General features: G+C 63.1%; 18 protein-coding genes. 12 read left to right on the forward strand and 6 right to left on the reverse strand.

The window, feature by feature from the left end; all coding sequences use genetic code 11:
• Nucleotides 1-21: 21 nt before the first annotated feature.
• Nucleotides 22-732 carry a TetR/AcrR family transcriptional regulator gene (locus tag FJ471_RS11265; protein ID WP_140803225.1) on the reverse strand — a complete coding sequence of 237 codons (711 nt, stop codon included), beginning with the start codon at nt 730-732 and terminating at the stop codon, nt 22-24.
• Nucleotides 733-922: 190 nt separating this feature from the next.
• Between FJ471_RS11265 and FJ471_RS11270 the strand changes: the two genes are divergently transcribed.
• From FJ471_RS11270 to FJ471_RS11300, 7 genes are all read left to right on the forward strand, one after another.
• A complete protein-coding gene (locus FJ471_RS11270; RefSeq protein ID WP_140803226.1) occupies nt 923-2,032 on the forward strand; it encodes a sugar ABC transporter substrate-binding protein in 1,110 nt (369 codons plus the stop codon).
• Nucleotides 2,033-2,110: 78 nt separating this feature from the next.
• A complete protein-coding gene (locus FJ471_RS11275; RefSeq protein WP_140803227.1) occupies nt 2,111-3,076 on the forward strand; it encodes an ABC transporter permease in 966 nt (321 codons plus the stop codon).
• Nucleotides 3,077-3,083: 7 nt separating this feature from the next.
• Entirely contained in the window at nt 3,084-4,589 is a 1,506-nt protein-coding gene (locus FJ471_RS11280; RefSeq protein WP_140803228.1) for a sugar ABC transporter ATP-binding protein, read from the forward strand.
• 8 nt (nt 4,590-4,597) lie between these two features.
• Nucleotides 4,598-5,539: an ABC transporter permease gene (locus FJ471_RS11285; RefSeq protein WP_140803229.1), complete on the forward strand. Its 942-nt coding sequence runs from the start codon at nt 4,598-4,600 to the stop codon at nt 5,537-5,539.
• Between the two features lie 8 nt (nt 5,540-5,547).
• The gene (locus tag FJ471_RS11290) at nt 5,548-6,579 is read left to right on the forward strand and encodes an alcohol dehydrogenase catalytic domain-containing protein (RefSeq protein WP_140803230.1); all 1,032 of its coding nucleotides are present in this window, start codon (nt 5,548-5,550) and stop codon (nt 6,577-6,579) included.
• A gap of 72 nt (nt 6,580-6,651) precedes the next feature.
• Complete coding sequence (locus tag FJ471_RS11295; protein ID WP_140803231.1) at nt 6,652-8,148, forward strand: aldehyde dehydrogenase family protein; 1,497 nt, start codon at nt 6,652-6,654, stop codon at nt 8,146-8,148.
• Entirely contained in the window at nt 8,148-9,752 is a 1,605-nt protein-coding gene (locus FJ471_RS11300) for a GMC family oxidoreductase N-terminal domain-containing protein (protein WP_140803232.1), read from the forward strand. The genes FJ471_RS11295 and FJ471_RS11300 overlap by 1 nt, the downstream gene beginning before the upstream one ends.
• 166 nt (nt 9,753-9,918) lie before the next feature.
• On the opposite strand, the gene FJ471_RS11305 is transcribed toward FJ471_RS11300, so the two are convergent.
• Nucleotides 9,919-10,740 (reverse strand): aldo/keto reductase, encoded by an 822-nt coding sequence (locus FJ471_RS11305; RefSeq protein WP_140803233.1) that lies wholly within the window; start codon nt 10,738-10,740, stop codon nt 9,919-9,921.
• A 111-nt stretch (nt 10,741-10,851) separates the two neighbouring features.
• Between FJ471_RS11305 and FJ471_RS11310 the strand changes: the two genes are divergently transcribed.
• Nucleotides 10,852-12,423, forward strand: coding sequence for an acyl CoA:acetate/3-ketoacid CoA transferase (locus tag FJ471_RS11310; RefSeq protein ID WP_140803234.1), 1,572 nt, complete (start codon nt 10,852-10,854; stop codon nt 12,421-12,423).
• The gene (locus tag FJ471_RS11315) at nt 12,420-13,190 is read left to right on the forward strand and encodes an enoyl-CoA hydratase/isomerase family protein (RefSeq protein ID WP_140803235.1); all 771 of its coding nucleotides are present in this window, start codon (nt 12,420-12,422) and stop codon (nt 13,188-13,190) included. Before FJ471_RS11310 ends, FJ471_RS11315 begins: the two co-directional genes overlap by 4 nt.
• A gap of 125 nt (nt 13,191-13,315) precedes the next feature.
• On the opposite strand, the gene FJ471_RS11320 is transcribed toward FJ471_RS11315, so the two are convergent.
• The 4 genes from FJ471_RS11320 to FJ471_RS11335 are packed head-to-tail and all read right to left on the reverse strand — an operon-like array spanning nt 13,316 to nt 17,285.
• Entirely contained in the window at nt 13,316-14,176 is an 861-nt protein-coding gene (locus tag FJ471_RS11320) for a sugar phosphate isomerase/epimerase family protein (RefSeq protein ID WP_140803236.1), read from the reverse strand.
• 8 nt (nt 14,177-14,184) lie between these two features.
• Nucleotides 14,185-15,333 carry a dihydrodipicolinate synthase family protein gene (locus tag FJ471_RS11325; RefSeq protein ID WP_140803237.1) on the reverse strand — a complete coding sequence of 383 codons (1,149 nt, stop codon included), beginning with the start codon at nt 15,331-15,333 and terminating at the stop codon, nt 14,185-14,187.
• A 27-nt stretch (nt 15,334-15,360) separates the two neighbouring features.
• Complete coding sequence (locus tag FJ471_RS11330; protein ID WP_140803238.1) at nt 15,361-16,140, reverse strand: 3-ketoacyl-ACP reductase; 780 nt, start codon at nt 16,138-16,140, stop codon at nt 15,361-15,363.
• Nucleotides 16,140-17,285, reverse strand: coding sequence for an acyl-CoA dehydrogenase family protein (locus tag FJ471_RS11335; RefSeq protein ID WP_140803239.1), 1,146 nt, complete (start codon nt 17,283-17,285; stop codon nt 16,140-16,142). Before FJ471_RS11335 ends, FJ471_RS11330 begins: the two co-directional genes overlap by 1 nt.
• A 158-nt stretch (nt 17,286-17,443) precedes the next feature.
• On the opposite strand from FJ471_RS11335, the gene FJ471_RS11340 reads away from it, so the two are divergent.
• From FJ471_RS11340 to FJ471_RS11350, 3 genes are all read left to right on the forward strand, one after another.
• Nucleotides 17,444-18,460: an aldo/keto reductase gene (locus FJ471_RS11340; RefSeq protein ID WP_140803240.1), complete on the forward strand. Its 1,017-nt coding sequence runs from the start codon at nt 17,444-17,446 to the stop codon at nt 18,458-18,460.
• Nucleotides 18,457-18,936 carry a MaoC family dehydratase gene (locus FJ471_RS11345; protein ID WP_140803241.1) on the forward strand — a complete coding sequence of 160 codons (480 nt, stop codon included), beginning with the start codon at nt 18,457-18,459 and terminating at the stop codon, nt 18,934-18,936. The genes FJ471_RS11340 and FJ471_RS11345 overlap by 4 nt, the downstream gene beginning before the upstream one ends.
• 283 nt (nt 18,937-19,219) lie before the next feature.
• Nucleotides 19,220-19,483 (forward strand): AraC family transcriptional regulator, encoded by a 264-nt coding sequence (locus FJ471_RS11350; protein WP_140803242.1) that lies wholly within the window; start codon nt 19,220-19,222, stop codon nt 19,481-19,483.
• Nucleotides 19,484-19,734: the final 251 nt, after the last annotated feature.

Raw genomic sequence — 19,734 nt, forward strand, 5'->3', positions numbered from 1 at the left:
TGCCCGAACTCCACAAAAAGGTCAGGCACTTACAAGCCTGATAATGGTGTCGATATTGAACTCCAGGCGCTCGTTGAGAGCATCCTTGTCCATCAGATCCCGCTCAAAAATAATTGAACCCGTAAAGCGGTTTGTGATGTAATAGTAACCGATCGCGGCAATCGTAATATTCAGCTGCACAGGATCGATACCGGCACGGAAATCCCCACTTATTACGCCTCTATCAAGTATACTCGAGACCATTGCAACGAATTTTCTGCTCGCCGTCTTTATCAATTCAGACTTCTTCACATGCTTTGCTCTGTGAAGGTTCTCACTATTGACCAAGGTGATAAACTCAGGATTCCTCAGGTAATATTGCCACGTGAACTGGACGAGGCGCTCAAGAGCCTCCTTGGGTTCCAAATCGTCGAGATGGAGCTTCAGCTCAGCCGTCCGAATGTCGAGATAGGCATTTTCAACGACGGTCTGGAAAAGGTTATCCTTGCTGCCGAAATAGTGATAAATCATACGCTTGTTGGCCTTGGCCTTCGCGGCGATGACGTCGACGCGCGCACCCCCAAGGCCATTCTTGGCGAAATCGCTCTTTGCTGCTTCCAGAATGCGAAGCTTGGTCGCTTCGGCATCCCGAAGGCGCTTCTTCTTGGCGACATTGCTTGATTTGTCGGACGTGGCGTCCACTTTGGCCGCTCCCTTGATTCCAGTTCCAGCGTGCAGGCGACGATCGGTCATACGCTGAAAGTCATTTCAATTGTCCAAGAAGTCAACAGGCCGCGCGCTGCGCCGCCGCTTGACTCTTGCATGTTCAGGAAGTAACTAGATGGTGCATTAAGCGACCAGAGGGCGGGTTTGGACGGCTAGGCTTCTCGAGTTGCTCAATAGGTGGCCCGCCCCTGCGGGTCGTTACCAAATGGGAGGTAGCATGTCGACTTTCATCAAGGATTACATAGAGCGCGAGACCATCAACCGGCGAAATTTTCTTCTCGCCACGGCTGCCGGCATGGGAGCCATGGCGGCCCCCTTCGCTTTCGGCGGCGGCGCCCGCGCGGCGATCACAGATCCGGCGATCGCCTGGTCCTATCGCGACCGCGCTTCAGCTTACTGGAACTCGGTCGTGTCGGGCGGGGAGACGTTCGTGGAATCCCTCGGCAAGTCCAAGGATTCCCTCATCTCGCTGATCAACGAGGGATCTTCCGAAAAGTCGCTGGCCGACATCAAGGCGTTCCTGGCCAAGACCGGCGGCAAGTGCGCGATCGCTTGCGACGCCAACGACAGCCCGAACGCCCGTCCCGTGGTCGAAGCGGTACGGGATGCCGGCGCCTACATTTCCACGATCTGGAACAAGACCGACGACCTGCACCCGTGGGACATTGGCGACAATTACGTCTCGCACATGACCTGGTCGGACGAGAAGCCGGCAGAGCAGACGGCGCGTATCCTGTTCGATGCCATGGGTGGCAAGGGCGGCGTCGTGCATTTGGGCGGCATTGCCGCCAACAATCCGGCGATCGAACGTCTGAACGGCCTGAAGAACGCGCTGAAGGACTTCCCCAACATCGAGCTTCTCGATGCCCAGCCCGCCGATTGGGACACGACCAAGGGCACGGAGCTGATGGCCTCCTTCCTGACCCGGTTCGGCGACAAGATCACCGGCGTTCACTGTGCGAACGACAACATCGCCTATGGCGTCATCGAAGCCCTGCGCGCGGAAGGCATCGAGAATATGCCGATCGTCGCTTATGACGGCAATCCGGAGGCCGTGAAGCTCGTCATGGACGGCAAGCTTCTGGCGACCGTCTTCACCAATCCGCACTGGGGTGGCGGCATCACGGCGGCGCTTGCGTATTACGCGGCGACGGGCGCCTTCAAACCCTCGGAGGAGCCGAAGGAGCACCGTGAATTCTACGGCCCGACGATCCTCATCTCAAAAAAGGACGCGGCGGACTTCAAGGCCAAATATCTCGATTCCGTTCCTTCCTACAACTGGAAGGACTTCTGGGGTCCGAGCAACGGCCAGATCAAGTACAAGTAGACCAAATCCCTGAACGGGCGGCCCCTCGAAACGGGGCCGCCGCTGTTGAAGACGGCGCGCTTGGACGGGAGGCCGAAGTTGCCACGTATCCTGACGAGGGAAAACGCGATCCGCTGGGCGCCGTTCCTGGTGCTCTTGGCGCTTATCGTGTTGTTCTCCGCAATCAACCCTTCGTTCCTGTCGCAGCGCAACTTCGCGCGCATCGCGATTGCGGCCGCGCCCGCGCTGATGGTGGCGGTCGGCGTAACCTTCATCATCGTCATGGGGTCCATCGACCTCTCGATGGAGGGCGTCGTTTCCCTGACGGCGGTCCTGTTCTGCTTCCTGATGCTGGCGTTCGGCGGAACGCTGGCTTCGGGCGGCTGGATCGCGATACCGATCATCCTGGTCGTCGGCGCCGCGATCGGCCTGGTGAACGGCCTCGTCCATGTCAGGCTGAAGATACCATCCTTCATGGCCAGTCTCGCGCTCGGTTTCGTCGGCACCGGCGCCGCGATCCTGCTGACTGGCGGCGACATCGTCAAATTCGACGATCCGACGTTCCGCGCCTTGCTGACCTGGCGCATCCTGGGGTTTCCGCTGATGGTCTATGTCGCGGGCCTGTGCCTCGTCCTTGCCTGGTTCATCCAGGCGCATACACGCCTTGGGCGCTATTTCTACGCGGTTGGCGGCGGCGAGGACCTTGCCCACGCCTCGGGCGTGCGGGTGCAGCAGGTGCGAATGGCTGGCTTTGCGCTTGCCGGCTTCTTCTATGCAATAGCCGCGATCCTGCAGGTCGCTAAGCTCGGCCAGGCGGAATCGGTCACCGGATCCAATTTCATGTTCATGTCGATCACTTCGGTGGTGGTTGGCGGCGTGGCGCTCTGGGGCGGCATCGGCGGCGTATGGAACACGCTCGTTGGCGTCCTCATCGTCGCTGTCATCAACAACGGCATGGTGGTCATCGGTCTGCCCGACTTCCTACAGGCCGCCGTTCTCGGGCTGCTGGTCATCATCGCGGTCATCCTGTCGACGGACCGGCGCTCGGTCGCGTTCGTCAAGTGAGGCCGCAATGTATGAATTGAAAGCCGTCGAAAAGAAGTTTCCAGGCGTCCGGGCACTGAAATCGGTCGACTTTTCCATCAGCCGCGGCGAGATCGTCGGGCTGGTGGGAGAGAATGGCGCGGGCAAATCCACGCTTATGAAGGTGATCTACGGCGCCTACCAGCCTGACGGCGGCGAGATCCTCATCGACGGCAAGCCCGTCCGGTTCAGCGGCCCCCGCGATGCGATGGAACGGGGCATCGGCATGGTGTTTCAGGAGCAATCGCTGATCACCAACCTGTCCGTGATGGAAAACATCTTCCTCGGCTATGAAGACCAGTTCTCGCGCGTCGGCGTGGTCAACTGGAAGGCGATGGCCAGAGCCGCCAGGAAGCAGCTTGCCAAGGTCAAGCTCGATATCGATCCGCGCACGACCACCTCGAGCCTTTCCTTCGCGCAGCGCCAGCTTGTGGAACTGGCCAAGGTGCTGACGTTGGAGGAACGGGTGCAGGGTCATCTGGTCGTCCTGCTCGACGAGCCGACCTCGGTGCTGGCGGAGGAAGAGGTGAAGCTGTTGTTCAAGCTCGTGCGGGAGCTGACGACGCGCGCTTCGTTCATCTTCGTGTCCCATCGCATGGACGAAGTGATGGAGCTTTCGGACCGCATCTACGTGATGAAGGATGGCCAGGTGGTCGACGTCGTCTCGCGCGGCGCGGCGACGCCGGAAGCGATCCAGCACAAGATGGTCGGCCGCCATGTCGACAAGGAATATTACCGTGAACAGCGGCAAAAGCCCTACGACGCGACGAGGCCTCTGGTCGAACTGTCCGATGTCAGCCTGCCCGGACGTATCCGCGACATCTCGCTGACGCTGCATGCCGGCGAGGTGCTGTGCCTGGTTGGCACCGAGGGCTCCGGTCGCGAGGCGATCCTTCGAACCATCTACGGCATGCGAGCGCCGGCCAAGGGCACCCTGAAGATCAAGGGCGAGGCGATCTCCAGGCTGACGGCCCGGGGCGCGGTGGAGCGCGGCGTCGGCTACGTGCCGCGCGAACGCAAGATAGAAGGCATCGTCGCCGGCATGAATGTCTACGAGAACATGACGCTCTCGCAAATGCCGCGTTACGCGCGGATGGGCTGGCTCGATGTCGGCAACGAGCGTGAGCTTGCCAGGAAATGGATCGGCAAGCTCGCCATCAAGGCAAGCTCCGAATATGCCGACTGCGGCAACCTCTCGGGCGGCAACCAGCAGAAGGTCGTGCTTGCCAAATGGCGGTCGGGCGGCTCCGACATCATGCTGCTCGATCATCCGACCCGCGGTCTGGACATCGGCGCCAAGGAGGATGTGTACGACATGATCAGGGAGATGTGCGACGACGGGGTCGGCGTCGTCCTGGTCGCCGACACGCTTGAAGAGGCCATTGGCCTCTCCCACACCATCGTCGTCATCAAGGACGGCGAGATCCAGAAGCGTTTCGACTGCGTGCCCGGCTCCAAGCCGTCGCTCTACGACCTTCTGCACTACATGATCTGAGGGCACCGATGGATATCCAACGCCTCAAGCCGCACTTCCCCTGGATCACCCTCCTGGTCCTCGTCGCGATCGTCGGCGTCGCCGATCCGAGCTTCTTGAAGCCGGCCAATCTTTTGAGCCTTGCCGGCGACATCGTGCCCTTGTTCATCATGGCGCTGGGATTGACCTTTGCCATCTACATCGGCGGTATCGACCTGTCGGCGCAGTCGATGGCGAACATGATCACTGTCGTTGCCTCGGTCTATCTGGCGTCGCTGGGGATATGGGTCGCGGCGCTCTGCATCCTCGCGGGGTTCATGCTGGGCACCCTCTCCGGCTACCTGACCACGCGCATGTACGTCCCCTCCTTCATCTCCACGCTGGCGGTCGGCGGCGTCTGCTTCTCGGTGGCGCAATGGCTGTCGGGCAACCGCGCCCTGAATATGGACGCCACCCAGCGCAACGAGACCTTCGGCTGGATGATCGGCCGAACCGGCATCGTGCCGCACGAGCTCTTCATCGCGCTCGGCTTGCTGGCGATCTGCCTGCTCATAGAACGGCGCACGATCCTCGGCCGTGCGCTGAAGGCCGTGGGCGCCGGCGAACTGGCCGCGGCCGCGTCCGGTCTCAACGTCGCCCGCTACAAGATCCTGGCCTTCGCCATCTCTGGAGCGCTGGCCGCCGTGGCTGGCCTGCTCTTTTCGGTCAAACTGTCCGGCGGCGCGCCGACGATCGCCAACGGCTTCCTGCTGCCGGCAATCGTGGCGGTGCTTGTCGGCGGAACGCCGCTGACGGGCGGTGTCGGCGGTGTGCTCAACACCGCGATCGGCACGTTGATCGTGGCGGTCATCCGGGCGTCGATGCTCTATTTCGGCATCGCGGCGACACAGCAGCAGATGGTCTTCGGCCTGGTGCTGATCGTCGCCATCGCGCTGACCATCGACCGCTCCAAGCTTCGCATCGTGAAGTGAGACAAGCCATGGCAACAATGCGCGCCGCCGTTCTGACCGCTCCGCGCCGTTTCGAGGTGCAGGAGATCGCCATTCCGGAGGTCGGCCCCGACGACGCCTTGATCCGCATCTCGCGGACCGGCATATGCGGCACCGACATCCATATCTTCAATGGTCACTATGCGGCTGATCGGCTGCCGCTGGTGCCTGGCCACGAGTTTGCCGGGACGATCGCCGCGACAGGTGAGCGTGTGAAGCACATCAAGCCAGGCACGACCTGCGTCGCCGACGTCAATATCGGCTGCGGTCAGTGCTACTGGTGCCGCCGCAACGAGATCCTGAACTGCCCGTCGATGACGCAGGTGGGCATCGGGCGCGACGGCGCCTTCGCCGAATATGTCTGCGTGCCGGCCAGGCTCGTCCTGCCGGCGCCGGACCATGTCCCGGCCGAGGTGCTGGCCCTGACGGAGCCGGTGTCCTGCGTGGTGCGCGCCGCACGCAAGGCGCGCGCGAGCTTCGGCCAGTCTGTCGTGATCCTTGGAGCCGGACCGATCGGCAACCTGCACGTCCAGATGATGCGCCTATGCGGCGCCGCGCCGATCATCGTCGCCGACCTGTCGCAGGACCGCTGCCGTCTTGCCCTTGAAGCCGGTGCGGATGCAGCTATAGCCGACCCTGCCCGGCTTAAGGCGGAGGTCCTGGCCAGGACCGGTGGACGCGGGGCGGACCTGGTGATCGAGAGCGTCGGCTCCGCCCGGCTCTACGCGCTCGCATTCGAGCTCATCCGCAAGGGCGGCCATGTCGCCTTCTTCGGCCTTACCGGGCCGCACGACACGGTGCCGGTCGATATCCTGCGCACCATCCTCGAGGAGAACAGCCTCAAGGGCTCCGTCGCCGGCATGGGAGAAGACATGCACGATGCGTTGACGCTGCTGTCGCACGGCCGCTTTCGCACCGACGCGTTCACACGCTCCACCTTTCCCCTCGATCAGATCCAGCAGGCCTTCGAGACTCTGGCCGAGCGGTCCCAGGATCTGAAGACGCAAATCATACTGAACTGAGAACAGCCGGCGCGCCTCGCCGGAACGGCGGACGCGAATGGCCGGCGCACCGCTAAAACGGAGCCATGCCACATGCTTGATTTTGCTGATCGCGCGACCCTGCCGGATGCACCGCGCGAATTCGGGTTCTGGTCCGACGGTTCGTGGCGCAAGGGCAGCGCGATGTTCGAGCGCCGATCCCCGGGGCATGGCGTGGCGGTGACGCTTACCCCCAAATGCACGGTCGACGACCTGAATTCGGCCGTGGCCGCAGCGCGTCGCGCCTTTGAGGATCGCCGGTGGGCCGGGTTGCCTGGAGCCGACCGCGCGGGTGTGCTGTTAAGAACGGCCGACATCCTGCGCCGCCGCCGTGACGAGATTGCCTATTGGGAGGTCCTCGAGAACGGCAAGCCGATCTCGCAGGCGCGCGGCGAAATCGATCACTGCATTGCCTGCTTCGAGGTCGGCGCGGGCGCGGCTCGGCTGTTGCATGGCGACAGCTTCAACAGTCTCGGCGACAGTCTCTTCGGCGTGATGCTGCGTGAGCCGGTCGGCGTGGTCGGGCTCATCACGCCCTGGAACTTCCCCTTCCTGATCCTGTGCGAGCGCATTCCCTTCATCCTGGCCAGCGGATGCACCGTGGTCGTCAAGCCTTCGGAGGTCACGTCCGCGACCACGCTGCTGCTTGGCGAGATCCTTTCCGAAGCCGGCGCGCCGGACGGCGTCTATAACGTCGTCACCGGATCGGGCCGGACGATTGGCCAGGCTTTGAGCGAGCATCCCGATGTCGACATGCTGTCCTTTACCGGATCGACATCCGTCGGACGCTCATGTGTCCATGCGGCCGCCGATTCGAACTTCAAGAAGCTCGGCCTCGAACTCGGCGGCAAGAACCCCATCATCGTTTTCGCCGACAGCGATCTCGAGGACGCGGCTGACGGCGCGGCCTTCGGCATAAGCTTCAACACGGGCCAATGCTGCGTCTCGTCGAGCCGCGTCATCGTCGAGCGCTCGGTTGCCCGCCAGTTCGAGGAAATCCTCGCCGCCAAGATGGCCAAGATCGTCGTCGGCGATCCGCTGCAAACGAAGACGCAGGTCGGCGCCATCACCACCGACGCGCAGAATTCAACCATCCTGAGCTATATCGACAAGGGCAAGGCCGAGGGGGCAACCCTGGTAACCGGCGGTGAAACCCTGGACCTTGGCGGCGGCCAGTATATTGTGCCAACGCTGTTTTCCGGTGTCACGCCCGCAATGTCGATTGCCCGCGACGAAATCTTCGGGCCTGTCCTGTCGTCCTTCCATTTCGATTCCGTCGAGGAGGCGATCAGCCTTGCCAACGATACCGTCTATGGCCTGGCTGCCAGCGTGTGGACCAAGAACATCGACAAGGCGCTTGTCGTGACGCGGCGCGTGCGCGCCGGACGGTTCTGGGTCAACACGATCATGGCCGGAGGGCCGGAGATGCCGCTTGGCGGGTTCAAGCAGTCCGGATGGGGAAGAGAGGCCGGAATGTACGGCGTGGAGGAGTACACCCAGGTGAAGTCCGTCCACATCGAAATCGGCAAGCGCTCGCACTGGATCAAGTGATGACGACAGGTTTCGACTATGTGATCGTCGGGGCCGGCTCGTCAGGCTGCGTGCTTGCCTCGCGCCTGTCCGAGAATCCCGCCGTCAGGGTCTGCATCATCGAGGCCGGTGGCAGGGACAGCCATCCCTACATCCATATGCCCGTTGGCTTCGCCAAGATGACCACCGGGCCGCTCACCTGGGGACTGGTGACGGCCCCTCAGAGACATGCCGACAATCGCGAGATCCCCTATGCGCAAGCAAAGGTGCTGGGCGGCGGGTCGTCGATCAATGCCGAGGTCTATACCCGAGGGCACGAGACCGACTACGACCGCTGGGCGAACGAGGAAGGTGCGGACGGCTGGGCGTTCAAGGACGTCCGGAAGTATTTCCTCCGCTCCGAGGGCAACAGCATACTCTCCGGCAGGCTCCACGGCACGGACGGACCGCTCGGCGTGTCGAACATACCAGATCCGAACGTCGTTTCGCGCGCATTCGTCCAGAGCTGCCAGGAATACGGACTGCCCTATAATCCGGACTTCAACGGCGCGAAGCAGGAAGGCTCCGGCATCTACCAGATCACGACGCGCAACAACCGCCGCTGCTCGGCTGCCGTGGGCTACCTCAAGCCTGCCCTGAAGCGCCCGAACCTTACGCTGATCACAGGAGCGTTGGTCCATCGCATCGTCTTCAAGGGCCGCCGGGCCGTTGGCGTCGAATGCTCGGTCGGCGACTCGCTGAAAGTGGTAAACGCCGACAGCGAAGTGCTTGTTACCTCGGGGGCGATAGGCACGCCGAAGCTGATGATGCTGTCCGGCATCGGCCCTGCCGAGCACCTGCGCCATCATGGCATCGAGACGATCCAGGATCTCCCGGGCGTCGGACAGAACCTGCACGATCATTTCGGCATCGACATCGTAGCGGAGCTGAAAGGCCACGATTCACTCGACAAGTACAACAAGACGCACTGGATGCTGTGGGCCGGCATCCAGTATATGCTGTTCAAGACCGGGCCGATAACGTCGAACGTGGTCGAAGGCGGCGCCTTCTGGCATTCCTCCGAGGACCATGCGGGAGCGGTTCCCGATCTGCAGTTCCACTTCCTGGCGGGAGCAGGCGCGGAAGCGGGCGTGCCGTCGGTCCCAAAGGGATCGTCCGGCATCACTTTGAACAGCTACACGCTGCGCCCGAAATCGCGCGGGAGCGTGACGCTCCGTTCGCCGGACCCGCGCGACAATCCGGTCGTGGATCCCAATTTCCTCGCGGACCCCGACGACCTCAGAGTGTCGGTCGAAGGCATCAGGATCAGCCGCGAGATATTCAATCAGCCGTCGCTGCGCAAATTCATCAAAGAGCTTCGGTTCCCCGACACGAGCGTGCGCTCGCAGGCAGACTATGAAGCCTATGCGCGACGCTATGGCCGTACCTCCTATCACCCGACTTGCACCTGCAAGATGGGAAAGGACGCGATGTCCGTGGTCGATCCTCAACTGCGGGTGCACGGGTTGGATGGCATCCGCATCTGCGATAGCTCGGCAATGCCGTCCCTGGTCGGCTCAAATACCAATGCGGCGACAATCATGATCGGTGAGCATGCGTCGGACCTGATCCGAGGCAACCGCTAGAGCAATTCCAGGAAAGGTGTGAGCGGTTGGGCTCGGCGACTTCGCCGTAGCCCTCCGTCCGGAATTGCGCAAAAAGGGATAGAGCGGTTCGCCGTTTCCGTGAAGCGGTGAAACACTCCAGCGTTGCCGGTCACCCCGGATCTGATCGCTCTCCCTGTTCGTGCTCTCAGGCGTCGAAATCCGGCGCATATGGGATCAGCCGCTTCCCCACAACGCGATAACCGACGGCATTCATGGCGTCGATGCGGCCCATGTCGATACTCGACAAGGTGAAGTCCATCACGTCGAAATTCGAGCGGATGTTGTCTGGCTTTGTGGACATCGTGTTGATCGGCAAACCCTTCTGCAGGATCCAGCGCAGCACGACCTGGGCAGCCGACTTGCCGTATGTCGCGCCGATCTCGGCGAAAAGCGGATGCTTGAAGACCTCACCGCGCGCGACCGAGCAGTAGGACGACAGAGGGATACCCGTTTCACTCGCGGCCGCCAGCAGCTTGCGCTGGTCAAGAAGCGGATGGAATTCCACCTGATTGGTCACAAGCGGCACGCCGGCGATCTGCCTCGCCTGCCGCATCATCGCCGCTGTGTAGTTCGAAACTCCGATGGTGTTGGCGAAACCTTGTTCCTGCGCCTCCTGAAGCAGTTTAAGTGAGAGCTCGATGTCGCCTCCCGGCGTCGGCCAGTGAAGCAGCAGGATGTCGACACGATCCAACTTCAAATCCCGCAGGGACTGTTCGACGGATGGCATGAACCGCTCGCGCGAGAAGTTCTCCACGGTGACCTTTGTCGTGACGCAGAGCTCGTCCCGGGGCATGCCGCTCTCGGCCAAGGCCAAGCCCGTGTCGGCTTCATTGCCATAGGCCTGAGCCGTGTCGAACGCGCGGTAGCCTGCGTCGATCGCAGCCGCGATCGCTGCACGCAGCGTATCCCCCTTAAGAGGGAAAGTTCCAAACATCCGCTGATTCGTCTTCTGGAACATGATGTTCATCGAAATCCTCCCACTGGTTGCCGACGGCGCGGAGCTTGCTTTGAAAGCGGCGGGCGGCTATACAGATATAACTATCTAGTTACTTATTGCCAAGCCCTATGGAGAGGAAACGTGAGCAAGGTCAGGTCCGCAGCGCAGGCCGTCGCCGCGATACGCGACGGAGCGACGGTCGCGGTCAATTCGTCGTCCGGCCTCTTGTGTCCGGACGCAGTGCTTGAAGCCATCGGCAAACGCTTCGCGGCGGAGGGAGCGCCTCGCAACATCACCACAATCCATCCGATCGCCGCCGGCGACATGTTCGGCACCAAAGGGGTCGATCATATCGCCTTGCCGGGCTTGCTCAGCCGCATCATCGGAGGCTCGTATCCCTCGGGACCAACCAATGCCGAACCGCCGCTGATCTGGCAGCGTATCCTTGCCGAGGATGTGGCGGCCTGGAACTTCCCCTCCGGCATCGTGTTCGACATGCTGCGCGAGGGCGCGGCGCACCGGCCTGGCGTGTTGACCAAGGTCGGCATGGACACGTTTGTCGATCCGGCGCTCGAGGGCGGAGCCATGAACGCCGCCGCGCTGAAGTCGCCCATCGTGCGGCGCGTGGAATTCAACGGCGAGACATGGCTGCACTTCCCGCCCCTCCAGCCGGATGTGGCGATCATCCGCGCGACCACGGCGGACGAGAAGGGAAACCTCACCTTCGAACAGGAGGGAGCGATCCTCGGCGCGATGGAGATGGCGCTTGCCGCGCGCAACTGCGGCGGCATCGTCATTGCCCAGGTCAAGCGCGTCGCGGCCCAAGGCTCATTGCGGCCGCATGAAGTGCAGGTTCCCGGCATCCTGGTGGATTTCATCGTCGAGGCGCCGGATCAGTTGCAGACAACGGGCACCGCTTACGATCCGGCCATATCGGGCGAGTTGTTCCGGCCACTGCATACCTTCCGCACGCCTGAATACAACGTCTCCAAAGTCATCGCGCGCCGCGTCGCGCAGGAGCTTCGAGCGGGCTGGGCAGTCAATATCGGCTTCGGCATCTCGGCCAACGTGCCTCGCATCCTGATCGAGGAAGGCCTGCACGGCGCCGTCACCTGGGTGATCGAACAAGGGCCGGTGGGCGGCGTGCCATTGCTCGACTTCAAATTCGGCTGTGCCTCGAACGCGGAAGCCTTCGTCGCCTCCCCGCACCTTTTCACCTACTTCCAGGCCGGAGGCTTTGACTGCTCCTTGCTGTCGTTCCTCGAAATAGGCTCCGACGGATCCGTCAACGTCTCGCGTCTTTCCTCGACGCCGCATCGCACCGCCGGCGCCGGCGGTTTCGTGGACATCACCGCGCGGGCGCGTAAGATCGTCTTCTCCGGCAACTTCAACGCCGGCGCGAAGATGCGGCTGGAGAATGGAAAGCTGGTCATCGACAAGGAAGGCAAGGTCGCCAAGATCGTCCCGAAAGTGGACCAGGTCAGCTTCTCGGGACAGCGCGCCGTCAGCCAGGGCCAGGACGTCACTTATGTGACGGAAAGGTGCGTCATCCGCCTGACTGCCGACGGCCTGGTCGTCACCGAAATAGCCCCCGGGCTCGACCTCGAGCGTGACGTGCTGCGGCAGGCGACGTCTCCTCTCGCGGTCTCGCCGGGTCTCAAGCTGATGGACGCGGCGCTGTTCCTCGACCAGCCGATAGGATTGCGGCTGTGAGCGATCCCCGTCTCGATCTCAGCTTCGACGGCGCGATCGCCCGTATGACCATCCGCCGGCCTGAAAAGCTCAACGCGCTCGATGCCGCGATGGTCGATGCGCTCGTGCCGCTATGCAGAGCGGTGGAGCGTTCCGCGGCGAAGGTGCTGATCCTGACCGGCGAGGGCGAGAAGTCGTTCTGCGCGGGCGGCGACGTCGCCGCCTGGAGCGTGCTCGGCGCCGAGCAGTTCGCGCGTCACTGGATCCGCGACGGCCATGCCGGCTTCGATGCTCTTGCCAGGCTTTCGCAACCGGTCATTGCCGTCCTCAACGGCCATTGCCTTGGCGGAGGCCTGGAGCTTGCGGCCTGCGCCGACTATCGGATCGCCGAGCGCCACGCCCGCATCGGTCTGCCTGAAACCAGCCTGGGGATCATACCCGGCTGGTCGGGCACCCAGCGCACGGCCCGTCGTTTCGGCCCGCAATTGATCCGGCGCATGTCGATCTTCGGCGAAGTCTATTCCGCCGACGAGGCCTTGGGGCTATTGCTTGTCGATAAGGTCGTCGACAAAGGGCGCGGCCTGGCCGCGGCCGAGGACCTTGCCGCTATCGTTGCAGGCCGGTCTGCCACAGCCACGGAACTCGCCAAGATGCTCGTCAATGCCGCTGAAGGCGAGGAACGGGAGCGTGTTCTGGATGCGTTTGCCGGACGTATCGCCGCCGGCAGCGAGGATCTTCGGGCGGGCCTTGCCGCCTTCCGGGAAAAGGGCCGCCGGTCGGGAGACTAATCTCGGGCCGGTTTGAACGCGGTGAAAGGCTGTTTGCCAGTGGGCGGGCAACCCCTCAAACGGTTCCTTTTTTGCCTGGGATGCTTGCAAGACTGCGAGCGTTGCTCCTTGTCCAGCCTCTGTCTTCAACAAACAGTGCGAAAGCGCTCAACGCAGGCGTCCAGGACGTCTTCGGGATCGCGCTTCCACCAGTTCCGCGCCGAGAACACCTCCACCTCGCACGGCCCGGCATAGCCGGCTGCCTCCACTGCAGCGCGGATAGCCTTCAGGTCGGCCACGCCGTCACCCATCATGCCGCGGTCGAGCAGCACGTCGCGTGTCTGCGCCAGCCAATCGCAAAGGTGATAACCGAAAATGCGGTTCGACCCGGCCCGCAGCAATTCGTCGGCCAGCGTGCGATCCCACCAGACGTGGTACACGTCGACCGCGACGCCCACATTGGGCGCATCGACGGCAATGCAAAGATCGACCGCGTCGCGCATCGTCACCAGGCAGGACCGGTCGCCGCCGTAAACCGGATGCAGCGGCTCGAGAGCCAGGCGAACGTTTCCGGCCGCCGCGTAGGGAGCCGCTTCGGCGACACGATCCGCAACCAGCTTGAGGCTTTCGCCGACGCCTTTCGTTCCCGGCTCGACCCCACCGCAAACGATGGTCAGGACAGGCGCGCCGAGACCGGCAGCCATGTCGATCGCGGCGCGGAAATCGTCCATGATCGCCGCGCGGCCGGGAAGCGCCAACGGGCCGGTGAGATAAGGCGCGCGGCACAAGCCGACGACGCCGAGGCCGGCCGCGCGAACCCGCTCGCCTATCTCGACGGCGCGGCTGCCGATTTCGCGGCGCCAGAAGACAATGCCGCGCAGGCCGCGCTCAGCGCATGCGTCGAGCACACGCTCGATCGACCAGCCCGCGCCGTGACCGTCGAGATTGTGGCCGAGCGTCGCCGTGTTGAGCGCCAGCGCGGAATGATTCCTCGTGAAGTCACGCATGGTTCTGGTCAGAGACCATAAAGGGCAAGCAGCTTGCGCATGCGTGCGGCAGCCAGTTCGGTATCCGCCAGGAGGCCGCATCCGTCGGCCAGCTTGAACACCTCCACGAAATAGGGCAGCGGCCGCATCGAATGGGCGCCCCCAAGCATGATGAAATGATCCTGGAACCCGTTCAGCCAGGCAAGGAAGACGACCCCGGTCTTGTAGTATTGCGTGGGCGCTCGAAAGATCAGCCGCGCGAGCGGCACGGTCGGATCCAGCGTCGCGTGGAACCCTTGGGTATCGCCCCGGCCGAGCCGGTCGATGGCGTAGGCGGCAGCCGGCGCCAGAGGGTCGAAGATACCGAGAAGAGCGTGCGAGAACCCCTGCTCGTCACCCGCGATCAGTTCCGGATAGTTGAAGTCGTCGCCCGTGTACATCTTCACGCCGGCGGGCAGGCGGCGGCGCATCGCGATTTCCTTCTCCTTGTCGAGGAGGGAAATCTTGATGCCGTCGATCCTGGCGGTGTTGTTTCCGATAATTGCCAATACCGTCTCGAGCGCATCCTCGAAGCGGCCGGCCCCCCAATACCCCTTGAGGGCCGGATCGAACATCTCTCCCAGCCAGTGCAGGATCACCGGGCGGTCGCAGCGCGCGAGCACATCGCCATAGACCGATACATAATCGTCGGGCGAACGCGCCACGGCCGCCAGCGCCCGGCTGGCCATGACGATCAATCTGCCGCCGACCTTCTGGATGGCCTCGATCTGTTCGAAATAGGCACGGCGGACATCGTCGAGCGTGCGTGCATCAGCCGGTCCGAGCTGGTCGGTGCCGGCGCCGTTGAAGACGAGCGCGTCGGGCAGCTCGCTTCTGGTCCTGCGGATCAGCTCCAAGGCCGAAGGCCAGTCGAGACCCATGCCGCGCTGCGCGGTGTCCATTGCTTCGGCGATGCCGAGGCCGAGCCCGTGAAGGTGGCGCCTGAATGCCACCGTGGCCTTCCAGTCGATGGCGGCGGGACCGCCGGGATCGCTCGCGCTGAAAGGATCCGCCACCACATGGGCGGCCGACAGCACGGTGCGTGCCGCTTCCGGCGGCAATCGCGCGGCGGGAACCGCCTTGCCCTGAAGCCTATAATCGGAAAGTTTGCCCGCGGTATCCGGCAGCTGGATGATCATGGCGTTCTCCCTGGCGTTGCGCCGCGGTCAGAACCGCGGCACCAGCATGCCCGCGTCGACGGCAATGACATGGCCTGTCGTATATGGCAGCTCGCCCGTGGCGAGCGTCGCCATGACGCGGCCGACATCTTCCGGCTTGCCGAGGCGGCGGATCAATGTCAGTCCCTCCTCGTCGATGCGGCGCCGGTAGGTTTCGCTGACCGCCTTGGTCATGGCGGTCTCGATCAGGCCGGGCCTGATGTCGTAGACGGCGATGTTCTCCCGGCCGAGGCGCACCGCGAAGACCTGGCTCACCATGGCGGATCCGGCCTTCGACACGCAATACTCCGAGCGCGGTTCCGCCACCGCCGTGGCATTGGAGGACGAGACGTTGATCAGGCTGTAGAAGCGGCCGTCATCGCGCTTGCGGGCGACCAGCCGCCTGGCCCAACGCTGGGACAGGAAGAACTGCGCCTTTGTGTTGATTGCCTGGCAGCGGTCATAGCTCTCCTCCGTGACATCGAGCGGGTCGCCACGCGAGATGACCGACACGCCGGCATTGTTGATCAGCGTCGACAGGGGACCGATGGCGGCCTCGGCGGCTTCGAGCATGCCTTCGTGGATGCCCGGATCGGCGACATCGCCCGCAACGCGCGCGACCGGAACGCCGAGCGCGGCGACCGCCGCTTCGGCGGATTTCAATTCCTCGTCATCGACCGGACCGTTGAGCGCCACGCCGAATCCGCGCCGGGCAAGCTCCAATGCAGCCGCCAGTCCGATGCCGCGGCTCGATCCGGTGACGAAAGCCGCGTGACGCGATCCGGCCATCACGCCCGGGCTCCGTGCTTGAGGAGCTCGCGGGCGATGATCATGCGCTGGATCTGGTTGGTGCCTTCATATATCTGCGTGATCTTGGCGTCCCGATAGAGGCGCTCGACCTCGAAGCCGCGTATGTAACCGGAACCGCCGAAGACCTGCACGGCATCGGCGGTGCGAGCCACGGCTATGTCTCCCGCGAAACATTTGGCGATCGAGCAGGCCTTGGTTGCGTTTTCCCCCGCATCGATCTTCTCGGCGGCGCTGCGCACGAGCAGACGCGCCGCCTCTATGTCCTTTGCCATGTCGGCAAGCAGCCATTGCACGCCCTGGAAGTCGGCAATCGCCTTGCCGAACTGGCGTCGCTGCTGGGCATAGTCGACCGCTGCCTCGAGCCCCGCTTGCGCGATGCCGACGGCCAGCGAGGCGATGCCCACGCGTCCCTTGTCAAGCACGCTCATCATCATGTGGAAGCCGCGGCCTTCTTCTCCCAGCAGCGCTTCAGGTCCCAGAACGACGTCATTGAAATTGAGCGCGCCGACCTGGCTGGCCCGCTGACCCATCTTATGTTCCTTCGGGCCGCGCTCTATTCCCTTGGCGTGCAGGTCGACGATGAAGATCGACATGCCGCGATGGCCCGCAGCCTTGTCGGTGCGCGCCAGCACGAAACCGACGTCGGCGACCGGCGCGTTGTGGATCCAGATCTTGCCGCCGTTCAGCCGCCATCCGTCCCCGTCGCGCGTCGCGGCGGTACGTATCCCAGAAACATCGGTGCCCGCTTCGGGCTCGGTTATGCAGTAGGCGGCCTTCTTCTCGGCGCGCATGGTCGGACCCAACCACTGTTGCCGCTGCGCCTCAGTGCCATGCTGAACCAGCAAGGTGCTGATCAGCTCGACGAGGCCGCACTGATCGGCGACGGATGCATAGCCGCGCGACAGCTCTTCCATCACCAACGCATAGGTAAGCGTGTCGAAGCCGGGGCCGCCCATGGCCTCCGGGACGCCGATCCCGAAGAGACCGAGCTCACCCATCTGCTCATATATCTCGCCGGGGAAGCGCTCGTCCCGATCAAGCGCCTCGGCAACCGGACGAATGACGTCCTCGGCAAACTGGCGCGCCATCTCGCGCACCTGCTGCTGCGTTTCGCTCAGCGGCACGGCCGACCTCCTATGTAACTATCTAGTTACTACTATGCTGGAATCGCCACCGGCGTCAAGCGGCGGGCTTCGCATCGCCATGCGTCGCCGTTACAAGCGCTTGCGACGCTGCGTGAAACTGAATACAAATAACCAGATGGTTACTAATGGAGGATATCATGAAGCCGTCTGACAAGCGCGTATTCGGCCGGTCCGGCCTCAACGTTACGGCCTTCGCGTTCGGAACCGCTCCTATCGGCAATTTCCTTCAGCCCATGGAAGAGCAGACTGCGGATGCCATGATCCAGACCGCCTGGGACGCCGGCATTCGCTTCTACGACACCGCGCCGATGTACGGCCACGGCCTTTCGGAGTTGCGAACCGGGCATTCGCTTCGGTGGAAGAAGCGCGGCGAGTTCGTCCTCACCAGCAAGGTCGGCAGGGTGCTCAAGCCGGCAAAGCGCTCGCAGATCGACTTCGCGCCGTGGTCGAACGCCGCGCCGAACACCATGGATTTCGATTACTCCTACGACGGCACCATGCGGTCGTTCGAGGATTCGCTGCAGCGCCTGGCGCTCGAACATATCGACATGCTTTTCATCCACGACATCGATCGGTTCACCCGTGGAGACGAGCAGCCGGAGGTCTTCCGGCAGGCGATGGACGGCTGCTGGCGGGCGTTGGAGAAACTGCGCTCGCAAGGCGTCGTCAAGGCGATCGGCGTTGGGGTCAACGAATGGGAAGTTTGCCACGAGGCCCTGAAGCAGCGCGACTTCGACTGCTTCCTGCTGGCGGGCCGCTATACGTTGCTGGAACAGGAAGCCCTCGACAAGTTCCTGCCGCTTTGCGTCGAACGCGGCGCGGCGGTGCTGGTTGGCGGCGGCTTCAATTCCGGCATCCTGGCCACAGGTGCCGTTCCGGGCGCCAAGTACAATTATTCGCCGGCGCCAAAGTCCATCATGGAGAAGGTGGCGAAAATCGAGGAAATCTGCCGCGCGCATGGCGTCCCGCTGCCGGCCGCCGCCTTGCAGTTCGTGGTGGCGCACCCGGCCATCCCGTCCTTCTGCGCCGGCACACGTACTGTCCAACAACTTGAGCAGAACCTGGCCTGGTTCAGTTACCCTATCCCTGGCGAATTCTGGCACGACCTGAAGAAGGGCAGGCTGTTGCGAGAAGACGCTCCGGTGCCGGCATGAGCGTCGACACCAAAGGGAAATCGCTCACAGGCTTCGGGTTGAGCTATGAAGACGTGGAGGTCGGCGACCATTTCGAAACGCCTTCCAGGGAAGTGACAGCGGCCGTCATCGAGTCGTTCGCCGAAATCACCGGTGACCGGTTCGAAATCCATATGAGCGACGAGGCGGCACTCCGGCATGGTTTTCCGGCGCGCGTGGCGCATGGCCTGCTTGTGCTGTCTCTTATCGATGGGCTGAAGAACAATGCCGTTGCCCGGTTCCGGGCGGTAGCCTCGCTCGGCTGGACATGGCGGTTTTCAGCCCCGGTGCTCGCTGGCGACACCGTCAAAGCCGAGGTGACGGTCGCGGACAAGCGGACCACTCGCAATCCCGCCCGCGCGATCCTTTGCCTGCGATTTGTCGTTCGCAATCAGTGGGGACGGATCATGCAGGAAGGCGACAACCAGTTGATGGTTTATCGGCGAGATATGGCTTGAGAGAACCCACCCCTACCTCATCAACGCCATTGACGAGTCGATGAATAAGCACCTGGGCCTTGCCGGCTCGGCTCGGCTCGGCACGTCGCCTGCGAAACCGGAGCGCTTTCTTCTGCCCTGCCCGGTCGAATGGCGATGGATGATCGCAGCCTGCATGGCGGTATACAGACCAACGACGAGAATCACGAAAAGGAGATCACCGTCGAAAGGCTGGCGGCACTGGTCGGCGTGACCCCGCAGCACCTCGTCTCGTCCTTTCGCAAGCATATCGGCGTGACCCCCGGTGCGCTACCTCTGGCAGGTCCGCGCCCATCACGGCCATTCGCTGCTGCTGCGGACGGGGCTGTCGATTTCGGAGATCGCCTATCAATGCGGCTACAAGAACCCGTTCCACCTCTCGCGGCAGATTTCGGACCAATTCGGCATGTCGCCACGCGACGTTCGCGCCAACAAGGGCTACCGCCTGGCCAGCGACATCGCCGAAGGCGCCGCCGACACCGCCTATGGCATGGCCCTGCCCGACATGAATGTGATCGTCGGCAAATAGCCGAGCGGCAGCCCTCGCAAAACTGCACCGGCGGCGCGATCGAGCTGCGCTGGCTCGACTGCACCGCCGGTCTTACGCCGTTGCTTGGAAGGCACGGTAGTTTGGGAACACAGAACCTTCGGCGCGGCGTATCTTGCGCAATTCCGGACGGAAAACCGCACGCTTTTCCTGGAATTGCTTCAGTAAACCACGACGCTCCTGATCGACTTGCCCTCATGCATGAGGTCGAAACCCTTGTTGATGTCCTCGAG

Source organism: Mesorhizobium sp. B2-7-1 (assembly GCF_006440735.1).
Lineage (GTDB): Bacteria > Pseudomonadota > Alphaproteobacteria > Rhizobiales > Rhizobiaceae > Mesorhizobium.

Excerpts from the sequence above, each read along its gene's own strand:
- FJ471_RS11265 (WP_140803225.1), bottom strand. The coding sequence starts at position 732 with ATGACCGATCGTCGCCTGCACGCTGGAACTGGAATCAAGGGAGCGGCC.
- FJ471_RS11270 (WP_140803226.1), top strand. The coding sequence starts at position 923 with ATGTCGACTTTCATCAAGGATTACATAGAGCGCGAGACCATCAACCGG.
- FJ471_RS11280 (WP_140803228.1), top strand. The coding sequence starts at position 3,084 with ATGTATGAATTGAAAGCCGTCGAAAAGAAGTTTCCAGGCGTCCGGGCA.
- FJ471_RS11285 (WP_140803229.1), top strand. The coding sequence starts at position 4,598 with ATGGATATCCAACGCCTCAAGCCGCACTTCCCCTGGATCACCCTCCTG.
- FJ471_RS11290 (WP_140803230.1), top strand. The coding sequence starts at position 5,548 with ATGGCAACAATGCGCGCCGCCGTTCTGACCGCTCCGCGCCGTTTCGAG.
- FJ471_RS11295 (WP_140803231.1), top strand. The coding sequence starts at position 6,652 with ATGCTTGATTTTGCTGATCGCGCGACCCTGCCGGATGCACCGCGCGAA.
- FJ471_RS11300 (WP_140803232.1), top strand. The coding sequence starts at position 8,148 with ATGACGACAGGTTTCGACTATGTGATCGTCGGGGCCGGCTCGTCAGGC.
- FJ471_RS11305 (WP_140803233.1), bottom strand. The coding sequence starts at position 10,740 with ATGAACATCATGTTCCAGAAGACGAATCAGCGGATGTTTGGAACTTTC.
- FJ471_RS11320 (WP_140803236.1), bottom strand. The coding sequence starts at position 14,176 with ATGCGTGACTTCACGAGGAATCATTCCGCGCTGGCGCTCAACACGGCG.
- FJ471_RS11325 (WP_140803237.1), bottom strand. The coding sequence starts at position 15,333 with ATGATCATCCAGCTGCCGGATACCGCGGGCAAACTTTCCGATTATAGG.
- FJ471_RS11330 (WP_140803238.1), bottom strand. The coding sequence starts at position 16,140 with ATGGCCGGATCGCGTCACGCGGCTTTCGTCACCGGATCGAGCCGCGGC.
- FJ471_RS11340 (WP_140803240.1), top strand. The coding sequence starts at position 17,444 with ATGAAGCCGTCTGACAAGCGCGTATTCGGCCGGTCCGGCCTCAACGTT.
- FJ471_RS11345 (WP_140803241.1), top strand. The coding sequence starts at position 18,457 with ATGAGCGTCGACACCAAAGGGAAATCGCTCACAGGCTTCGGGTTGAGC.